Genomic DNA, 19183 nt, shown 5'->3' on the forward strand with positions numbered 1-19183 from the left:
CGCGACGACCGAACCGACAAGTGACTGTTCGGCCGGAGAACTGCCAAGCCGCGAGTACGGAGCGAGTGTCAGGCAGCGAGTAGTCGTGATGCGACACCGCGCCGGTAGTCGATACCGGGCGCCCCGGCGAAGAAGTCGACGGGGTCTGGTGCGACCGCGATCTGCGTTCAGGCCAGCGCGGAGGGGACCGTCGCGGTGATCGCGGTCAACAACATCGGGTCGCCGTCGGCCCAGGCGATCAGCTCGTCGTCTTCACGACGCAGCTGAGGGAAACTGGCGGCGCGCTTGGCCGCCTCGTGAATGGCCTGCACGCGAGTGGCCTCCTCGACCATCTCCATGCCCAGCGTCAAATCCACTGTGTAGATCCGGGCCTGCGGAATCGGTGCATCCTTGGGGACCGCAACCACTTTGGCGATGACTTGTGACACCGGCGGCATCGGCTCCCATCGCGTTCCGTCCCAGGACAGCATCATCGCCGCTCCGGCGTACTGGCCGAGCTGCACCCCGATGGCCAGCCACGAATAGTCGATCGACGAACTGGTCTTGAGATCACCAACCACCAACGTGCCGTCAGCGGTGACCGCAAGGAAGTCCAGCGTGCCCACCATGCCGGTCGCGGGAATGAACACAGTCCGCTCGACCATTCCAGCCACGAAACTCAGCCGATGGCGACGCATCGCCGCGAACAGCACGCGCAGGTACGGAATGAAGAGTGCCGGAACCTGCTCAATCGTCAGCACGCCTTCAAGTACCGCTTGGAGGTACCCATGCAGCTTGGTGCCGAAATCGCTGCCGTCATCAGCTCCTGCACGGCGCGCCGCCTGGTTGGAGACATTCGTCAGCGCGAGCTTGGAACCGAAGTCAAGTTCGGAGACGTGGTCGGCGCCGTCCAGGGACAAACCATCGAGCAGTTCGGGGTTGCGTGCCAGCCCCAGAACGGTGGCGCGAAGTCGCCAGTCAGTCAGCGCGCTGGAGTCGTCGAGCACTTTGGAATGCGACGTCGCGCGGGTGAACGTGTCCGTGTGTGCCAGGCCATCGAGTCCGGGCACGACGTAACTTCGCTTGTCGCGGGTGTACTGCGGAACCCACTTCCCAGGGACTTCAGGAGCATCTGGGATCGACGCCGTAGGAGGTGCGTACGGCGGCCGTTCGAGCAGATGCCGGGCTGACGGATCCGCCATGCGCTGAGACGGTGTGGTCGCCACACTGCCTATCAGCGGGGCTGCCGCTACCGACCCCGCCGCCGCGGGAGAGGTGGCTACTGATCCGATCGCCGGTGCCAGAGCCTGATGAGCTGCCGGGGCAACAGTTCCGATCGCCGGTGCGAGGGCCGGTGCCACGGCCGCAACCGATCCAATCGCCGGGACGATCGCGGTGACACCGGCGGCACTGTGCGTGGGCGAGCTCATTGGCGCACCGTATCCGGCGACACCGACATTCTTTGGTGCATGACATCGCGGCACGCGGAAGAATCCATGCGCAACTGTGCGCACTATCTTGCACCTACACGGATCGGCAACATGCAGGGGTATTTGCGGCTTCTCATGCCACCGATCGGAGTAGTCGTGGCGGCAGCGTGGGCTCGGGCAGCTTCGAGAGCACTTTGATGCGCGCGACGGTCTTGCTGATCGGAAGCCCGGGTACACCGAGCCAAGCTGCTCCCAGAGCGGCGGCGAATGATGCGTCGGCCCGATCTTCGATGTTCTTGTCCCGCGTCGCGTGCGGCCATGCCAGCGCGTAGGCAGCGGCCACTTGGCTCTTGCTCGAATTTCCGCGACCGGTGGCGAACTGCTTGATCTGTTGCGGGGTGACTTCCATGACCGGAACACCTGCGTTGCACAGGCCAGCGGTCACCGCCCACCAGAGGAATCCGCGTCGGGCCACGGAACTGTCCTTCCCCTTCACCGAAAACTGCAGGCCTTCGACCACGACCAGAACCGGGTCAGCGGCGATCACCTGCGCGACGATGCCATCCGTCAATGTGCAGTGCCGGGCGACGTGTGCGCTGAGTGTGTCCACCGCTGGGGGCGGAGATCCGTGCACTGCGGTGGACAGCTGCCCTGCGGCCACGTCGATAGCCGCAATCCCGGAACCGGTGAGGGACAGATCCAGTCCAATGACGTTCGCGCCGTTGCGGGTTGGGTCCAGATACGGGTGGGCGATCATGGCGTCAGCGTGGCAGCGACATGGGTGTGTGGCGTGCCCGCGGCGCGAGACACGCCGCCGGCGACAGGACGTGACAATTGCGGCGATCCGACGGTTACCGCATCATCTCCGGTACCTCGATCGGATCGGATTTGCGCCGCTGCTCCGCTCCCTTCTGGCGTATACCTTCCCGAAACGAGGCCTGACTTTCCCGTTCGACCTGCGCTGATGGTCAACACTGCGGTCAGAATCCTTGCTGTGCTGAGGGTTAACGTAGCTGTCGTGGTAACCGGGGGTGCCTCTGTGTCCGGATACTTGCTAAAACAGAGAACATCCAGATCGAGATATGTAACTAGTAGCACTAACTAAAAATGTAACGCATCTAGATACCCCTACAGGTATCGGGAGAGGGTTCTGCAGAGGCACCCTCGGTTGCCGCGACGGCTACGTGTTGATGCAGGTAGATGCCAGCGGTGACGGATTTATTGACCGTTTCACCAGGTCAGACGGGCAACTTACGTCTCCTCTCGGGAAGGTATGCGCCAGCGCGTAATTCAACGCGGTGAGGGCTTGTCGCGGCGGTGGGAAACCGCCGCTGGGATGGCCGAAGATTCGGTGAGTGACCGGGCCCGCGCCGTGGAGCTCGCGCCTGGCCGCGGACTGGCACTGTCCCGTCGCGTCACATGAGCGCGAGCAAGGAGTCAACGCGTGGCCCGATACGCATACAAGGGGCAGACCTATTCGCCGGGGGATCTCATCGAGCAACTGATCCGAGAAGGGGAGGCTTCGCCTGGTGCGCGGGGGATGTCGGCCGAAGATGTTCTCGGCCAGATCGCGGCTGTCAACGGAATCGATCGCGACGCGGTCGATTCGACCAGTTTCCCGCAGCGGATCGGCTGACTGATGGCGGAGCGCATCGGATACCTCGACGGTGGGCCGGACGCGCGCCACCTCGCGTTCGTCGACCCCGCGGGAGTCATCCGCGTGCAGGTCGATGCGCAGACCTGTCGCGATACCGGGCACCGCTTCGCGAACTGTGCGACCTGCGGCTGGAACGTACACGGGCCCGACCGCGGCGGCGTCGACGGTCAGATGGACGTGCATTTCGAAGAGCATCTGGCGGAGATGGGTTTGAAGTGATCAAGCCGATCTCGGAGCTTGTCACCGGTGACAGGGTCGTCGCCTTTGTGCTGCCTGGCTGCCGGCTTCAGGTCGTGCGCGGTGGGCCGTTCGAAGTCGATTCCGTCGTAGAAGCTGGCGGCGAGTGGGAGGGTGCTCCACAGATCAAGATTGTCGGCACCTCCCGCACCCGCGCTGCGCGCTACGCCAACGGTGCAACGCACGTCGAGGTTCAATGAGGCGAGTGTCTGTCCGCGGGGTTTTTCACCTGAACTCTGCGCGGCCTCCCGCCGCCGGCGCCTCGACCTGGCCGATGGGTGTGCCAGTCATCGACGCGCGCGGAGTCAAATAGCGGACTGTTACTCACTCGGGTTACCGCAGCGGGGAAGTCGTGCGGCCCCGACGTTCCGGCTCGGCGTCGCTGGGCAGCTTGACCGTTATATGTGCGCACCGTGGCGACCGCCAATTCGTAGCGTTCGGCGATGTCCGCCAATGACATCAGGGTTCGATCGTTGTCCAGCATCACAAGGTCGCCCCAGTCACAAAACATAACTATAGTTGTGATGCTGAAGTTTAGCCACGGCGCGGGGCGACACGCGCTGCGGCGGGGTTCCGCCGATTTCGATAAGTAATGTGCAGTTGATAAACGCGTGATCACAAAATCACATGTGTGAATGAGCGTGTCCGCTGGCGCGGCAACTGTCGCTAGATTGTCGTCCTTGTTATGGTTCCGTACCGCCGTGGACTCGTGCATACTCATGCGGTGCACGTCAGACCGGAAAGGACTGTGGTGGACAGCACTGAGCACGAGGGATGGGTCCGCGTCGGGCAAAGGGTTGCCGAGGCGCGGAAGGCTCTCGGCTTCACGAATCGCAAGGCGTTCGCTGAAAGTTGTGGTGTCTCCGACCGGCTGGTGACAGACCTAGAAACCGGTAATCGGGCCAATTTTTCGGCTCGGACTCTAGCTTTGCTGGAGGAGGGCTTGGGCTGGCCGATCGGGACTATGGGCATGATGGCCGCCGACGACTCGGTTGAGGCGCCGGAGGCGGGCATCGGCGGCGATCTGCAGTGGGGTTTTATGTACCAGGACCCCAAGCCGGTCCAAGTCGAGGTGCCTGTCATCCAACGTGCAATCACCGCGCTGACTGATGCGTCGCGGGTGGGGGCACTGAAGGGCCAAGAAGCGCACGCAGTTGGCGCTGCGTTGGTGCGTCTGAGCTGGCCATACGTCATACGGCTGATCGAGGACAACTGCCAGCCAGGCAAAGAAGTCCACCGCGGTGTGCGGCCACTATACGAATCATTCGAAGAGTTGGCCGCCGAATACGGCGTCGTTGATGCGTCAGCCCGGTACGCGCGGTGGCTCGCCGGCGATCTGGCGGAAAACGAGCTAACCGATAAGGACGTCAAGGCGTTCTGGCAGCGCCTCATCGAATCCCGGCGTGCCCGTCCCCGCCGCCATGGGGACGGATAGCCACAGCGCCGAGTAACACATGCACCACTCCGCGGAAACTCGGTGGGTGCATGCTTGACGTTGCGTGAAGCTGCCGACGGCAGTTCAGCGAGGCTGCTCGTCGCACACCTATGCGTGCCTGCAAGTTGCATGCCATCTATTCCGAACTTCAAACCGAAATCTGTTGGGGGGCATTTCGCGCCGCGTGCGCTCTGATGCTCCTTTGGCCGGTATTTCTGCGGGCATGAATCAGCCGGCATCCGTGCTCAGCGACACCACCTTCGTTGCGGTCAACGTGCATGCGCGCGACACCGCGTTCCACTGCAAGCTGCACGCCCACACCCCTGTGGTCGAACTACTTCCACAGCTGCGCAAGCAGTTTCTGGACCGCGCACACGGGGGCGAGCTGGGCACGTACCTGACCGCCGAGCGTGTTGAGTGGGCCCTGGAGGTCGGGCCGATCCGTGAGCGAATCGACCCCGAATCCACGCTGGACGAAGCAGAAATCGTGCCGGGGGCGGACCTCTACTTGACCCACCGTGCGCGCACCGAGAGCTATCCGGTGCTTCGCGATGATGTCGCTGAAGGTGCGGCTGAAGTGTCCAAGCGGTTGTTCACCGTTATCGATGGCCGCGACACGCGCCGGCTCGGGACCTTCGCGCTTCCGTTCGCCGTCGCCGCTGCATCGGTCATCGGCATGGGGGATGTGCTCTCGGGCGATCACGAAGGCCGCTGGATTGTGCTTGGCGCACTAGTCGCGCTTGCCCTGATGTGCGCATCGCTCGCCGCTGTACTTTCTCGCACAAGTGGCAGCTACAGCGATGTCAGCGCCTCGCTATGTGTTTCGGCGTACCTTGCCACAGCCGCGGCGGCGGTGACGGGAGTGCCCCGAGAGTTGGGGGTGTGGCACTTGACCACGGCGGGTGCCGCCGTAGCGACTGTTGCCGTCGCGCTGTGGTCGCTGACTGACAACCGGCCGCCGACACTGCATGTCGCTGTGGCTGCAGTTTCAGTTAGCGCAGTGCTCGTCGGACTTCTGCACGTGGCATTTTCGGTGTCATCGCAAGCCGTGGCTGCACAGATGATATTCGCCGCTGTCCTCATCATTGTGTGGAGCACGCCGTTTGCACGCGCAGTTGGCCGTATGCAGGTCAATTACATTCCCACCACCGGTGAACCGCTTGTGCGCCGCGCGGAGATGACGGTCGCACAAGTCTCGCGTCGCTCGACGTCGGGCGTGGCGATCGAATCGATGCTCAACCAGGAGAATCGCGTCATCACCACCCTGCATGCGCTGATCGGACTGGTCACGGCGGGCGGTGCGCTGTTGGTCGTCAGTGCCGCCGCTGCCGGGTTCTTCACGACCAACTACGAATGGCACATGTTCGCCTTGGTGGCCGCCGCCGCAGTGGCAGCGGTGGCTGTGGGGAGGGGCCTGGTGATCCGGGCGGCCGCGTTCCCGCTACTGGTGGCCGGACCTCTGGCGGCTACCGCGTACCTGGCCGGCCGGGCGTTGTCCGACCACCGCGCCGATCAAACTGTGCTGGTGGCGGGCACGGTTCCGCTACTGATTTTTGTTCTGCTGGCGGCGATTTGGTCGGTGCGGGCACAGACGCTGCACTCCCCGCTCGGAAAGCGGCGGCTGGAGTTCCTGGCCATCGCAGCGGTGGCGACCATGTTCCCGCTGCTTGTGCTGATCATGGACGGCTGGTCCAAGGTCCGAAACCGCTGAACCACCAAACATCCACCGACACAGGAGTATTGCCGTGAACTTGGCAGTAATTGCAAGACTGCTTCGGCGGCTGGCCGTGGCGATCGGAGTAATGGTCCTCGTGGCTGTTCTGGACCTGATGCCGCAGGCTTTTGCGTTGGCCCCGTACGCGTTTGATCTGGCTGTAGACATCGCCCCGCCGGATTCGCCGCCTGGACCAGAATTTCCGATGGTGCAGCGCTACCTCTGCGCTACTTCAGGTCAGCTGGCGGGCTCGCAGTTCGACTCGGTGCCGATCGACACAGTGTGGGGTGTGGCGGCCTTGCACGGGTTCGCCACTGGCAAAGGCCAAACAGTGGCCGTCATCGATTCCGGGGTCAACCGCAATGACCGACTGTCCCGACTGCTGGGTGGGGGAGACTACATTCTTGGCGGCGACGGACTGATGGACTGCGATCACCACGGAACCCTGGTGGCTGGCATCATTGGTGCCCAGGCGCGCAAGGGCGACGGATTCGTCGGTGTCGCGCCGGACTCCTCAATCGTTTCAATCCGCCAGACCTCCGATGTCTACGAGGTCGATTCCTCGAAAACCGCCAATGCACGAGAGGCGCACGCGGCGTCGAACATCACCACGCTGGCCAGGGCGATCGTGCACGCAGCGTCATTGAATGCCACTGTCATCAACATCTCGGCCACCGCGTGCATAGCGACCAACAAGCCGGTGGACCTACACGCCCTGGCGGGCGCTCTCTACTACGCCGCAGTGGTTAAGAACGTCGTGATCGTCACTGCGGCAGGCAATCTCGGCGGCGACTGTACTGCCAACCCGGGACCCGATCCGGCAACGCCCTCGGACGAACGGGGTTGGGGGGCGGTCAGCGCACTCTCGCTGCCGTCGATGTTCAGCGACTTCGTATTGTCGGTTGGCGGAACAACATTGACCGGTGACCCGTACATCAAGTCGATGCCGGGACCATGGGTCGGCGTCGCTGCCCCGGCGATCAATGTGGTCAGCCTCGACCCCGCCAAGATAAGTGGCGAGTTGATCAACGCCCAGCAGACCAAGAACGGCATCGAGCCGATCGCTGGAACGAGCTTCTCTTCGGCCAACGTCTCCGGGCTGGCCGCGCTGGTGCGTGAGCGGTACCCGAATCTGACCAGTCACCAGGTGATTGAACGGATCAAGCGCACAGCCCACGCACCGTCACAGACAATCAGCTCGATTCTCGGTTACGGCGTGGTCGACCCGATGGCGGCGCTGACCGCGCCCATCGACGACTCGATTCCGGCTGTGGCCGTGGGCGTTCCGTCGAGGGCGGCGATCCCTGGAGCGCCACCACCGCCGGCTGACAACCTCGGCCGTAACATCGCCTTGATCTCCCTGGCGGTTCTTGGCTCGGTGGTGTTCGTGGTCCTGGTGGTCGGACTGGCCCGCGGCGGCCGGACTCAGAAGGGGAGCAACTGATGGCACGCCGGAAACGAGACGAGGCTGCGGCCACCGCGGGGTCGGAAGCGTCGGCCCCGCGCACAGCGTCCCCCGGGCGCGAGCTGGTGTCACTCGACCCGCGCACCAGCATGGCTGCGTCGATGCTGGCCACCTCAGTGGCGTTCGGGGGCGCGGGGCTGGGTTTGCCTCCTGCCGCATGGGCCGGCTCAGCCGCCGCTGTAGTCGCGGCCTTCGGTGCCCGTGTCGGCGGCCGAACGCTGGGGCAGTGGGTGTCGCTCCGCCGTGGTGCGAACACCTTGCCGGACCAGGCCGCGCTGTTCTCCCGCGACGGCGTCGGCGTGGTTTTCGACGGCACGACCGTCAGCGCGTGCGTGAAAATCACGCCGCGTCCCTGGCAGCTGACCACTGTAAACGCGACCGGATCCAGTGAAACACCGGTGATTTCGGCTGATCAGCTGCGTCGTCAGCTGCGTCAGTATGACATCGGGCTGTCGCGCCTGGACGTGATCTGTGCCGGCTACAAGTTCGCAGTGCGGGACCACGCGGCCAGCACTCTGGACACCTTGATCGGCCCGGTGTCAGTACCGCTGGGCGGAACCACCGTCATCGTTGTCTCCCTGGACTTACAGGCCGACATTCTCGGCCCGGCCTATCGCCGGGCCCGTCGTGATTCGCTACCGGACGGTGTGTGCCAGACGCTGACGATCGCGGCGACCCGCGTGTGCTACGCCCTTGCCGAGCAGGGGTTCGGCGGGACGCTGATGGGCGCTCCAGAAGTGCGCGAGTTTCACGACGCGGTGCTGACCCAGGTGGCTCGGCCGATGTGCGCGCCCGGGTGGCGCCATTGCGGTGATACCGCGGGCGTACACACTCGTACCTACGTGCCCGGGCGCGGCCACTGGAACGCCGAATCGGCCGGTGGATGGAATCACCTGCAGGCCCACCGGCAGTACACGACACTGACTTTGACACCGCAGGGAGACGACCGGGCACTGGCACAACCCCTGATCACGTACGTGGTCAGAGGCGGGGACGCGCTGGCCAAAGCCGCTGGCTACGGCCTGCGCCCCGCAGTCGGACAGCAGGTCGCCGGGATCAATCAGGCGCTGCCGGTCTCCTCACGTGCGGTTCTGCGGTCATCGGGCGCTGTGATCGACGATCACCACCGGCTGGGGTTCGGGATACCCGCCGGCGGAGCCGGAATCTTCATCGGGACCGCGGTGGACAAGACCCGTGTGTTCGTCGCGGTATCACCGGCATTGGAGCCGCTGTGGATCTCGGGTCCGAAGCTGTTCGCAATGCAGCTGGTTGCGCGGTTGTCGACCCAGGACAAGCCGATCGCTGTCATGATCGATGATCCGGCTTGGCATCAGCTGATTGCGCACCGCAACACCCCGGCGCTCACGTCGGGGACCATAGAGTCCTCTCCTGCGGAAATCGTGGTCTGTACCCCGCCATGGTGGGAGCAGCACCGCGAACTGTGCGCGGGTAAAGCGGTTCTGCTGGTCACCGAGGACGCCCCCGGGCGGGGCGCCACCAACAGTCTGGCCATCGTGAAAGCACCCGGAGGCAGCGCGGAAATCGAAGTGTCCGTTGATGCTCAGTCCACTCGAGTGCTGTGGGAGCTGACTCCGATCGAGCGCCGGGCGCTGCTTGGTGACGCACAGACCGATGGATCGGCAACGCCGCGGGAAGGTTCTGCACTCAGACTGGGGGCTGTTGTGCAGCTCCCGGCGAGCCGGAGCGCCGCGCCCAAACGTAAGGCGGCGGCACAGGCGCCTGTGGTTCCCACAGTGCCGCAGGCAGATCCGTGGACGGCACCGGTGCTAGTTCAGACGGCGCCGCTGATCCCGCCGCCTGGACGAGATGCCGGCCGTGAAAGCGCTGATCGCTCCAAGGGCGCAGTTGTGCAGCCGCCTGCAAGGCCGGACCAGCCACCAAACACTGAGCAGCCCCGGTCGTCGCGAACCCCGCGGCCGGTGACAGCTCCGGTGCGCACCCGGCGAGCGGCGCCGCTGTCGGTTCCGGTCCAGCAGGAGGGTGTGCCCGGGTTCGTCACGCCACCGCAACCAGCACCGCGGCGGGCCGGCCGGCACCACCGCCCTGAAGACACGCCCAACCGCTGATGCACGTACGGGACACCAGTGGATTCGCGCACGCGTCTCATCAGTCGCAGGCGCTATGCCTAGGCACGCTCGGGGCTTCAGGGCTGTTGATGCCGGTGGCGGTATGGGGATTCGATTCGCTGTGGCGGTTCGGCGTTGGATGGGCCGCAGCACTCGCTGGAGCATGGTTCGTGTACCGGGCGCGCCGGCACTGGGAGCTGCACACCGCGAGCCTGCCCGGCGGTGGTGGCGCGCTCGATCCCGAACTCATCCCCAGCGGCGCTGGCACCGCGAACGTCACCGAGCTCTACCACCATGGGCATCTCCACACCGACATCGCCCGCTTGTTGAAAGTGGCGGCCTCCCAATTTCCGGGGAAGCTGGTGCTGGACACCGATGCCACTGAACTCGAAGACGACGGCAAGGGCGGCCGCAAACTGGTGAGTTGGGGGTTCAAGTGCGTCGAGCCTGGATTCCTCACCGACATCAAAACCCATGAGCGGCTGCAGAAGACTTTCGCCAAAAGCGTTGGCGGGTTTTGGTCGTTCACCTCTGATCCGCGCAACGACACCTTCGGTGGATCGCGTAAATCGTCGATCCCCAAGTTGGTGTTCCCTCCACATTGGCCCGTCGTCTCAAGCGTGGAGGAGGCGAAACAGAACTACACCGGGTGGGAATTCAAGGTCGGGGTTTCTGCTCGCGGCGAAGAGGGCGTGTGCCCAGAGACGATGCCGCACGTCATGTGCATCGGTGAATCAGGCTCTGGCAAATCGGTGTCAGTTAGAGCCTGGCTGGAGCAGTTCCGCACCGCTGGATGGCAGTTGATCCTGTCCGACGGTAAAGGCGCTGATTACGCCGGCTACTTCGCCCCACACGCCGAGGACAACAACCTCCCCGTTCCGGGCACCGTCGCCGTCGGTTTGGGCGCCACAGCTCGCGGAATGCCTTATATCGCAGCGATTGTGATCACATACCTGATCATGCAGGAGCGCCAGTCGGGGTCGATGGACGCCAAGATCGCTGATCCAGCCGGGTGGAACAATTTCATCCCGGTGCTGCTGGTCATGGACGAGATCAAGGGCATGCGAGAGAAGTGGAAGGGCTCGTTGTCCAAAGCCGAAAGCGATTCGATCGAATCGATGGTGACGGAAATTCTGGCCCTGGGCCGCGAGTTGCGTGTCCACGTGCTGCTGGTGTCCCAGGACGCTCGAGCGGTTTCGATTCCGAACACGTGGAAGTCGAACGTACCGATGAGCATCTGCCTCGGTAAGCCAGGCGATCTGACGCTCAAATATGGGTTCGGGGAGACGGTTCGCCACAAGGTGCGGTTGATCACCGACTCGATGGACCCGAAAGTGAAGGGGCGGTGCGTGATCGCCTCCGTGGACGAAAAGACGGGTGCGACGGATGCGACCGAGTACCAGGGCTACCTAGGCTATTCGCCTGGCGAGTCGTGGAACAACGTCAAACTACCACCGCAAGCCAAAGAGCACTGGCCATCGTTCAAAACCAATGTCTCGGACAAGGTTCCGCGGCTGTACACCCGCCAGTGGTTCATGATCGACGAGAAGTCCGAAGCTCAGCTGGCTGCTGAAAGCAAGGGCGCTCCGGACCGCGGGTTCATCGATTTCGACCTGTTCACGGTCGACGAAATCAAAGCCATGGACAGGGTGGCACTGGACATGCGTGGACCGGACGGCAAGATCGTCCCGAACCCGGCCATGGCCAAGTACGACCCGTCCAGCGTGCAGTACGTGTGCCGGCCGCCGGCCGGCGCGCACAAAGCCATCAAAGCCGACCTCTGACCGCCTCGGCTGGCGCTCCTTCAGGTCGCTCAAGCAGTCGGAACGAGCTGTGCTGGAAAGTAGTTCGATCGATGCGGATAACCCGCGGTGAGCCCTCCGACAGGTGCATGCTGGACCCACCGGGACTTCCCGGTGGGTAGCAGGGCCTGATCGTCGAGCACGGCGAGGTCGTCGGATAAGACTGCGAACTCCTCGTCGACGCGTTGTCGATTCGCCGTGTGCGCGATCTCGTAATCCAGTATTCGCCGGTCGGGATACAGGCCAAGGATCCGTGCGTCGTCGTCATATGTGAGTAGCCAGCGAGCAGCGCAGCTGGTGAGCGCGTGCGCGAGATTCTTGTGGTCCTCGAACGACATGCCTTCGGTGTACAGCCTGTTTCCCTGAACCAGATAAGGAGGATCGACGAACAGTACGAGCTCGTCTTCGATCCCGACCGACCCATCCAGCTCCGCGATGCGTTCGATTGCATCACCTTCATCAATGCGTATCTGGTTGCCCAACTGGTGGATTCGCTCGATTCGTTCCGCGAGCCCATCACCATTCCAGCGAGAACGCAGATGCCATCGACCGGACTGATTCTTTCCTCCGATCGGCCCGACACGATGGTTAACCATGCCAGAACGGGAGCACCGGTTGAGGACCAGTGCTGCCAGTGCGAGCTCGAGGTCGTCGATAGCGGCATCGTTGTCAGCCGCAGCGACAGTCTCGCGAGCGGTGTGCCAGATTGTCATGTCTGGCTGGCAGATTCGCACCTGCGCTGCAAGTTCGTCGCCTTGGGCCATGACAGTTCGCCAGAACGCAGCCAGTGACCGGTTCTTCTCGGTCAGCCAGACTTCAGAGACGGCGCCTCGGTCGAGCAGATGAAGTCCGGCGCCAGCGCCACCGGCGAACGGTTCGACCCAAATCTCGATGTCCATGAACCCAAACTGCGCCTCGAAGATGCCCGCCAGCGCCGGCGCCATGCGGCCCTTCCCGCCGGGATACCGCAGCGGGCTCAACCAGCGTTCCACCGGCATGGCTCAGTCCTCGATTCGAGCCGGGCAGAGTGCAAGAACATCGAACGACGTTCCCTCTGACGTCGTTATGCGGCAACGTGCTCCGTTACTGGCGGTGCCGTTGACCTGCACCGGCACGCAGAAAAGCTCGTCGGGAAGAGTGCAGTCCAGAAACGCTGCTGTCTGGCCGGGCTCGACGTACTGAGCGCGCGTGTTGTAGGTCACGGTCAATCGATCTCACCCGGGAAGCTGCATGCGCCACATTGCGAAGGCGTTGAAGATCATCGCGTTGAGCTGGTCCTGCAACGCATCAAGGCCCATCCGTAGCATCGGATCACTGATGCCGATGTACACGATGCGCCCCTGATAGACCACCACCGCGACATGTGGATCGTCGGGGTTATCGATCGCGATCCCGACAGCGCACGCACGGGCATACGCGGTGGTCTCGATGTCCGAGGCCAGTTGCAGTGCAGGCGAATCCGCCGCTGACTCGATCATCGTGGAGCCAGTGCTGCAGGTGCCGGCACAGTGGTGATCGTGGTGGGTGAACTAAGCGGCTGCTGGGTAGCGGCCGCCACGGCGTCACCCCCACTCGCGATGCCTGCGCCGTTGCTGCCGGGGTAGGGAGCCAGCGGCGCCGTGTAGCTGGGCACAGCTGCCACTGTGGTCGGAGCGAGCGAGGGAGCCGACTCCGCGGTGTGTCCGGGCTCGGTAGCGGCCACTGCTGGCACTGGTGCGCACGTGTACGGGTCGAAGCGACTTGTCGATGCACCGGTACCAGGCTCACCCTCGGTCCGTGCCACCGTGGTTACGGTCGTCGGAAGCGGCGCGCCCTGAGTGTCGGTGGGGGCACCAGCGGTGTCGGTGACTGACACCGAGGATGGGCCGCCGGCGATCGGCATGCACTGCCCGGGCGCCACAGTGGCGGTCACCGTAACGGTGGCCGGCGTCTGGCGAACTTCGTTGCCGGAGGGGCTGGCCGGAGTGGATTCGGGGTCGGCCAAAGCGACAGTTACCGTGGTCGACAAGGCGATTGCCGCGAAGGCGGGGGCCATCAGCGCACTCTTGAACGTGATCATGGTCGCCACGCTAGGGCTGATCCGCGCCCTGCAACCGCCCGCGGCGCGCAGTAACTACCCTCACGCGGCGTGAACACTCCCGCGATGCTGATCCGTACCGTCCTGTACGGGCTGCTGATCCAGCTGCTGGCGATCATCGTGATCGCAGCGGCGATTCCGGGCGGTGCATCCTGGTTGACACTGGTCGGCTATGTCACGGCGTTCTACGACCACAACGTGTTCGCGCTGCACATCGTGAGCGTGCCGTGGACCGACCCGGCTGTGTTCATCTCCCTTCAGACGTCTGTGCAGATGCTGGCGGTGGCGATGGCAGCCGCGGGGCTGATTACGCTGGCCCGCACCAACCCGTGGCAGCACGGTGTTCTTCCGGACTCCGCCCCACCGGGACGTGACAAAACGCTCCGCGATCCGCCGACTCCCGCTCCGGCTCCGATGCCGCCGCCTGGTGGCGCCAACTCGTCCACGGTGTCGGCACCGCCCCCCGGCCCCGCTGCTGGCGGTCCGCCCGCGGGTCGACCGCCATCGCCCCCGAGTCCGATGCCTCCTGCTCCAGGACCGGTGGGGCCATGAGTCGTCCGAAGTTCAACCCCCGGGCGCTGTTGCGCGGCCGGCATCCCGCCGCGGTGCTGGCTGCGATAGCCCGGCGTCGGCGCCAGCTGGTGTGGCTGCTCGCGACACTTGGGGCGCTGTCCGCGGTGGCGTGTGGTGTCCTCGCCGTGTGCTCCCTGCTTTTGGTCGTCCTGTCCCCGGCCGCCGCTCCGGTGGCGATCGCGGGAAAAGTGCTGTCGAACGTGGCGGACCTGTTTGGCGACGGTCAGGGGGAGGACAGCATCTCAGGGCGTCAGCTGCCCGCTGCGGGCGATGGAGGCAGCGAAAGTTGTCGGCCGCTGCCTCCGCCAGGGCTTGCTGTTTCGTCGGGTGAGCTGTCGTCCGCGCCGCCGAGCGCAGATCCTCCAACGCCAAGCCCAGCCACGGGCATAGCAGCGATCACGGTCGGCGCGGATGGGTCTCTGGACCGCACTGATGCCGCGGCCCTCATCGCCCCGATACCGCTGCGCACCAGTGCGTTGCGTGCCCACGTGTGGTTTCTCTACCGGATGTCTGGTCTAGGCGACTGGGACAGGTTCACCGCGGCATACCGCGACGCCCGGCTAAGCGACGATGACAAGCGCAGCGACGCCCCGCTTCAGCAAGTTCAGGCGCTCAATACCGTTGGCGCAGACATCGAGCGGTACAGGTTGACGGCCGCGGCGCTGGTTACCGCGGGGGAGCGTACGGGGCTGCTCTCAGACCCGTATCCGGACTATCAGCAGCTGGTGGCCACCGAGCTGGTAAGCAGCTGTTTCGACAATTCGAGCGCTGAGGACGCACGCATGACGCTGCCGCCGCCGGCGACGACCATTGCGCAGACGCCTCCACCCCCGGCTGTCACCGCTGCTGATAGCGAAAACGTGCCGAAAGATCGCCCCACTGGGTGAATCAGGTTCCTGGAGCGTCCGTTTCGACAGCGGCATGGAGTTCAACGCCTTCTGGGTGCGTCCAGGCGCTCGATATCCGGCAAGGACTTCCATCCGGAACCGCGATCATCGACGGTGCGATGGCAGCACGGCGACGTCCACACCGAACAGTCGACGTAGCGCTGTGTGACGGTCACCGTTCCGAGGTCGTAGACCTGTCCGCAGTGGGTGCAACGCGCCGGCGACGACATACCCCGGATTGCGTCAATGGTGTCGGGGTTAATGGCGGATCTTCCGTACATGTCGTATGCGTCGAATTGCGCGCTCATAGACCCCGCCTCCTCGTTGAACTGCGTCAGGAATCCAGATCAAGCTCAAGCTGCTATCCGGCGCGGTGCTTTGCCGTGTTCTCCCAGAACCTGTATCTCACTTTCGAATTCGTCGGCAGCCGTCGCATGCTCGGCTACCGAGACCAGGAGGTACGCCGCCTCTGTCGCGGTGTCGGGTCCTGCGGCCCTTAACAGTGCATGAACGTCGGTGGAGACCAGCCACAAATCGGCACACCCCGCATGGTGATATCGCGCGATGCGTGGGCGCGCGGCGCCGATCCACACAACGTAAGCGTCGGGCGCCCTCAGCGTTCCAGTCGTCAGCTGCACACCATTCGCAGCGAGCCGCCTAGCGGCGGCGGCGTTCGGAGCCTGGACGAACCGATGCAGCGTGACGCAGCGGTGGTAGGTGCCTGCGGGCAGGTGGCGCCCGGTGTCCATGGCCGCATTGTAATCTCTAAAATAGAGATATTCAACGCTGTGAGTCATTGTATTCTCCTCGCCCTATCGCGAACCGACGTTGGCGATGGCCGGTGCGACAGGTAGTACGGTCACAGTCGCACGGCCATCACTGGCGGCAGTTGAGTTGCCCAGCGTCAGGGCGTACGTGCGGCCATCGGGCATCGGTGTCAGATCACCGTTATGCACCATGTATGTGACCGCCTCTTGGACAAATCCTGGATCGGAACCACTCGCCTTGATCTCTGCCCGAAGCGCAGCCACGGTCAGCGGCTCATGTCGATCAGCCAAGTTGAAGGCCGCGAAAGTGATCGCAGCCTCCGCGTCATGCCGGCGCTCGGCCAGTTCTTGCACGCTGGCGGCGTCAGCATGTGCCCGCATGATTCCCATCTCGGTGCCTCGCTGGCGGGCCTGCGCGGCGACGACAGCCTCGGCCACCTCGACGAGGTGGAAGATGACCGTTCGGCGCACTTTCATCACCGCTTCGGCGGCGTACCAATGCACATCCTGTGGCTGGGCCAGCCCGTCGAGTACGGCCAGAATCGCGCAGATCTTCAGCTGCTGCAGCAGGGCATGTCGATCAGCGATCGCGGCGGCCCGATCACTGGGCGTGCTTGCGTCCGTGTACGAACCCGACGGGCTCATCGGGTTCGCTGTGGCTGAGCGCCACTGTTCCTCTTCCAGTTCCTTGCGGGCTGCCGGCGGTGGGGCGATCCACACAGGTGGACGCTGCCCACCCATGCTCGGCAGCATTGACGGCTGGCCGCCGTACCAATACACCGGCGCGGTCGCTAGCTGACTCGGGTAGTTACCGCCCCTGGCGATCATGCGCTGGCATCCCAGCCACAGGAAGCGTTGCGGAGTACCGCGGTCGGATTCGCTGAACAGAGGGGCCACCGCATCGGGCTGAGCTCCAAGCCGAATGCCGAAGCGATACGTGTGCGCCAAGACCATGCTGTGGCGCTCTTTGTCGGAGGTTGTGTTGCCGACGTCGCCGCCCATCCACATCGACCGGTACAGGCCCGAAGCTTTGGTGCCCTGCCGGCTCATCTCGGCGACGAAGACGTCGATCTCATCGCTACTGAGCAGAACCGAATCCGATGCGCGGGTGGCCCCGACGCTGCCGATGTGGGCCGCCGGGTCAAAATACGAGTCGTCCTCATCATCGGCCGCGTTGTCGGTGGCGCGAGGGAAGATCTTCAAGATACCTTCGCCCGTACCTGGCGGAACCATGTGCACACCGGGAACCAGGGCATCGGCCGCATTCAGCGTTACCGACTTCCCAGCGGCGGGCGGACCGACCAGCACGGTGTAGAGATTGAGCGAGGTTCCCGATCCTGTCGGCAGATTGTCCGGCGGCGTGGAGCCATCCGCAGGGATCAGCCGGACCGTCGGCGGGATGGTGGCGGCAACTCGCGGCAGAAGCGCTCCGAGCATGCCCCAGCGGCCTACACCCCGAGAGTCAGCGGCCGCCGCGACGTGGCTCAGACCGGGTGTCGCCGCGAAGATCCATTCATGCTCGACCAGCGTGTGTGTCTGTCGGTTGGCGACCGGCGGGTGGATAGCCGCGAATTCGGTCCGCGCATCCTTCACCGGCTTCACGTGGGCCGGTATGGGCGGCATGGGGTACTCGTAGATTTCATCGAGCCCCGGTATGGGGATCTCGGCGAGTGCTTTGCCTGGAAAGCGAACGATGCTGTGGCCGTTGATTTTTGGAGCGGAGCCGCTCGGAGTGGCTTCTGTCGATGTGGACTGCGGCGCCGCGGTCTCACGTGCTGTCGCGTCGCTCGTGTTGCTGTTGGACTTCAGGCGCGCCGCAAGCTCCGGCGGTATCGGGGCAGCGCCGCCGACAACAGCAGAGACTCCGTGTCGTTCCCCATGCGTGCTGTCCGAAGGGGTGGCGTACTGCCGTTTACGCATCGCCTCGGCGGCGGCACGAAATCGTTCGGCGCGAGCGGCTTCCCCCGCGGCCTCAGCGAGTCGGGCGGCCTGTTCGTGATGCTCGGGACGCACCGGCGTCGGGGGCTCGCGGTCGCCTCCCAGGGTGATGCCCACCGCGGCGGAAGCCTGCTGGACGGTTACGCCGCGCAGCTTCGCCGACAACGCCAGGCGGCTCACATGGTCGCCGGGAAGTTGCAGCTGCCCCAGCATGGTGCCGGACCAGATGTGCGCCCCCGACCCCTGCGCGCAATTCTCGTGCAGCGTCGCCGATTTCAGATTATCGGCACCCACCCAGTGCCAGATCTCGCAACCGCAGCCGTCGATATCTCCGGTGCGTGTCAGGCGGGGGTCGCCATCGAGCCAGGCGTCCCAGGGCACCGCGTCGATCGCGGCGGTGAGTTCGATGCTGCGCGCATCGGCTTCGAGGCGTTCACGCGGCGTCTTCGGGATCAGGATGCCGTGCAGCGGTTCGAGCCCGGGCGGCACGGGCACGGTGGTGTCGAAAAGCCAGGCGGGGGCGACCGGCAGATCGGCCGACGGACTGGCCAAGTCCAGCGGGCCACCCTCGCACGGAGCGTAGCGGTACTGCGGGGCCACCTCGAGCCAGCTCGGCGGGGCCACGGCGTAGCGCACCCCGGCCAGGACGTCGATCTTGCCACCGCCCGGCAGCATGATTCCCATCGTGTCGCTGGGAAACGTCGAGATATCGACGCCGTCGGGAACCCGCAGCCAGGCGTGCGAGCCGCCCGTTTTCGTGTTGAGCTTGCCGCTGTCGGGGTCAGAGAGCCCGGGCTGCAAAATGCCGACATGCTGGGATTTGGCCGGGATCACGGCCAACGAGATACCGGCGTTCTGCACAGCGTTGGTTGCCGCCTGGTTTTCCGCGTCGAGCACGATCATCCGAGACGGGGCCAGGTTCACGCCCAGGTTTCCGCCGGCATTGACGTGCGATTCGGCGTCGGCGACCGAAAGGGCCGGCCACCGCTGCCACTCTTTACCGCCAGGCCGTTTCACCTTGGCCATCAGGGGCATCAGGTGCGCACCGAGCCCGACCATGCGGGTGATGAGTTCGGTGGTGGCGCTCATTTGCAGCGTGCTCTCCAAGTCGGATGGTGGACGCGGTGCCGCTGAC

The 19183-nt window shown here is 64.5% G+C and carries 18 protein-coding genes; 10 read left to right on the top strand and 8 right to left on the bottom strand.

Features of this window, described 5'->3' with window-relative positions; genetic code table 11:
- Positions 1-167: 167 nt before the first annotated feature.
- Positions 168-1181 (bottom strand): hypothetical protein, encoded by a 1014-nt coding sequence (locus G6N59_RS28480; RefSeq protein WP_163911835.1) that lies wholly within the window; start codon positions 1179-1181, stop codon positions 168-170.
- A 361-nt stretch (positions 1182-1542) separates the two neighbouring features.
- Positions 1543-2166, bottom strand: coding sequence for a crossover junction endodeoxyribonuclease RuvC (locus G6N59_RS28485; RefSeq protein WP_138230330.1), 624 nt, complete (start codon positions 2164-2166; stop codon positions 1543-1545).
- A gap of 687 nt (positions 2167-2853) precedes the next feature.
- Here G6N59_RS28485 and G6N59_RS28490 point away from each other — a divergent pair.
- From G6N59_RS28490 to G6N59_RS28525, 8 genes are all read left to right on the top strand, one after another.
- Positions 2854-3045, top strand: coding sequence for a hypothetical protein (locus G6N59_RS28490; RefSeq protein WP_138230331.1), 192 nt, complete (start codon positions 2854-2856; stop codon positions 3043-3045).
- 3 nt (positions 3046-3048) lie between these two features.
- Entirely contained in the window at positions 3049-3285 is a 237-nt protein-coding gene (locus G6N59_RS28495; protein WP_138230332.1) for a hypothetical protein, read from the top strand.
- Complete coding sequence (locus tag G6N59_RS28500; protein ID WP_138230333.1) at positions 3282-3503, top strand: hypothetical protein; 222 nt, start codon at positions 3282-3284, stop codon at positions 3501-3503. The genes G6N59_RS28495 and G6N59_RS28500 overlap by 4 nt, the downstream gene beginning before the upstream one ends.
- A gap of 551 nt (positions 3504-4054) precedes the next feature.
- Entirely contained in the window at positions 4055-4738 is a 684-nt protein-coding gene (locus G6N59_RS28505) for a helix-turn-helix domain-containing protein (RefSeq protein ID WP_163911838.1), read from the top strand.
- A gap of 64 nt (positions 4739-4802) precedes the next feature.
- Positions 4803-6449: a type VII secretion integral membrane protein EccD gene (gene eccD / locus G6N59_RS28510; protein ID WP_235678703.1), complete on the top strand. Its 1647-nt coding sequence runs from the start codon at positions 4803-4805 to the stop codon at positions 6447-6449.
- Between the two features lie 91 nt (positions 6450-6540).
- A complete protein-coding gene (mycP, locus tag G6N59_RS28515) occupies positions 6541-7896 on the top strand; it encodes a type VII secretion-associated serine protease mycosin (RefSeq protein WP_138230388.1) in 1356 nt (451 codons plus the stop codon).
- The gene (gene eccE, locus G6N59_RS28520; protein WP_234884210.1) at positions 7896-10004 is read left to right on the top strand and encodes a type VII secretion protein EccE; all 2109 of its coding nucleotides are present in this window, start codon (positions 7896-7898) and stop codon (positions 10002-10004) included. Before mycP ends, eccE begins: the two co-directional genes overlap by 1 nt.
- An 89-nt stretch (positions 10005-10093) precedes the next feature.
- Entirely contained in the window at positions 10094-11788 is a 1695-nt protein-coding gene (locus tag G6N59_RS28525) for a type IV secretory system conjugative DNA transfer family protein (protein WP_234884211.1), read from the top strand.
- Between the two features lie 29 nt (positions 11789-11817).
- Here G6N59_RS28525 and G6N59_RS28530 read toward each other — a convergent pair whose 3' ends face one another.
- The 4 genes from G6N59_RS28530 to G6N59_RS28545 are packed head-to-tail and all read right to left on the bottom strand — an operon-like array spanning position 11818 to position 13865.
- The gene (locus G6N59_RS28530; protein WP_138230337.1) at positions 11818-12804 is read right to left on the bottom strand and encodes a DNA adenine methylase; all 987 of its coding nucleotides are present in this window, start codon (positions 12802-12804) and stop codon (positions 11818-11820) included.
- 3 nt (positions 12805-12807) lie between these two features.
- Positions 12808-13008 carry a hypothetical protein gene (locus G6N59_RS28535; RefSeq protein ID WP_163911841.1) on the bottom strand — a complete coding sequence of 67 codons (201 nt, stop codon included), beginning with the start codon at positions 13006-13008 and terminating at the stop codon, positions 12808-12810.
- Between the two features lie 12 nt (positions 13009-13020).
- Positions 13021-13284 (bottom strand): hypothetical protein, encoded by a 264-nt coding sequence (locus G6N59_RS28540; protein ID WP_138230338.1) that lies wholly within the window; start codon positions 13282-13284, stop codon positions 13021-13023.
- Positions 13281-13865, bottom strand: coding sequence for a hypothetical protein (locus G6N59_RS28545; protein ID WP_234884212.1), 585 nt, complete (start codon positions 13863-13865; stop codon positions 13281-13283). The genes G6N59_RS28540 and G6N59_RS28545 overlap by 4 nt, the downstream gene beginning before the upstream one ends.
- A 69-nt stretch (positions 13866-13934) precedes the next feature.
- On the opposite strand from G6N59_RS28545, the gene G6N59_RS28550 reads away from it, so the two are divergent.
- Both G6N59_RS28550 and G6N59_RS28555 read left to right on the top strand, forming a co-directional pair.
- Entirely contained in the window at positions 13935-14435 is a 501-nt protein-coding gene (locus tag G6N59_RS28550; RefSeq protein WP_138230340.1) for a hypothetical protein, read from the top strand.
- Positions 14432-15343, top strand: a complete 912-nt coding sequence (locus G6N59_RS28555; protein ID WP_138230341.1) for a hypothetical protein — start codon at positions 14432-14434, stop codon at positions 15341-15343. The genes G6N59_RS28550 and G6N59_RS28555 overlap by 4 nt, the downstream gene beginning before the upstream one ends.
- Before the next feature lie 353 nt (positions 15344-15696).
- On the opposite strand, the gene G6N59_RS28560 is transcribed toward G6N59_RS28555, so the two are convergent.
- Both G6N59_RS28560 and G6N59_RS28565 read right to left on the bottom strand, forming a co-directional pair.
- A complete protein-coding gene (locus tag G6N59_RS28560; RefSeq protein ID WP_138230342.1) occupies positions 15697-16140 on the bottom strand; it encodes a hypothetical protein in 444 nt (147 codons plus the stop codon).
- Between the two features lie 15 nt (positions 16141-16155).
- Positions 16156-19137, bottom strand: coding sequence for a bifunctional DNA primase/polymerase (locus tag G6N59_RS28565; RefSeq protein ID WP_138230343.1), 2982 nt, complete (start codon positions 19135-19137; stop codon positions 16156-16158).
- Positions 19138-19183: the final 46 nt, after the last annotated feature.

This window comes from Mycolicibacterium aubagnense (assembly GCF_010730955.1).
GTDB lineage: Bacteria > Actinomycetota > Actinomycetes > Mycobacteriales > Mycobacteriaceae > Mycobacterium > Mycobacterium aubagnense.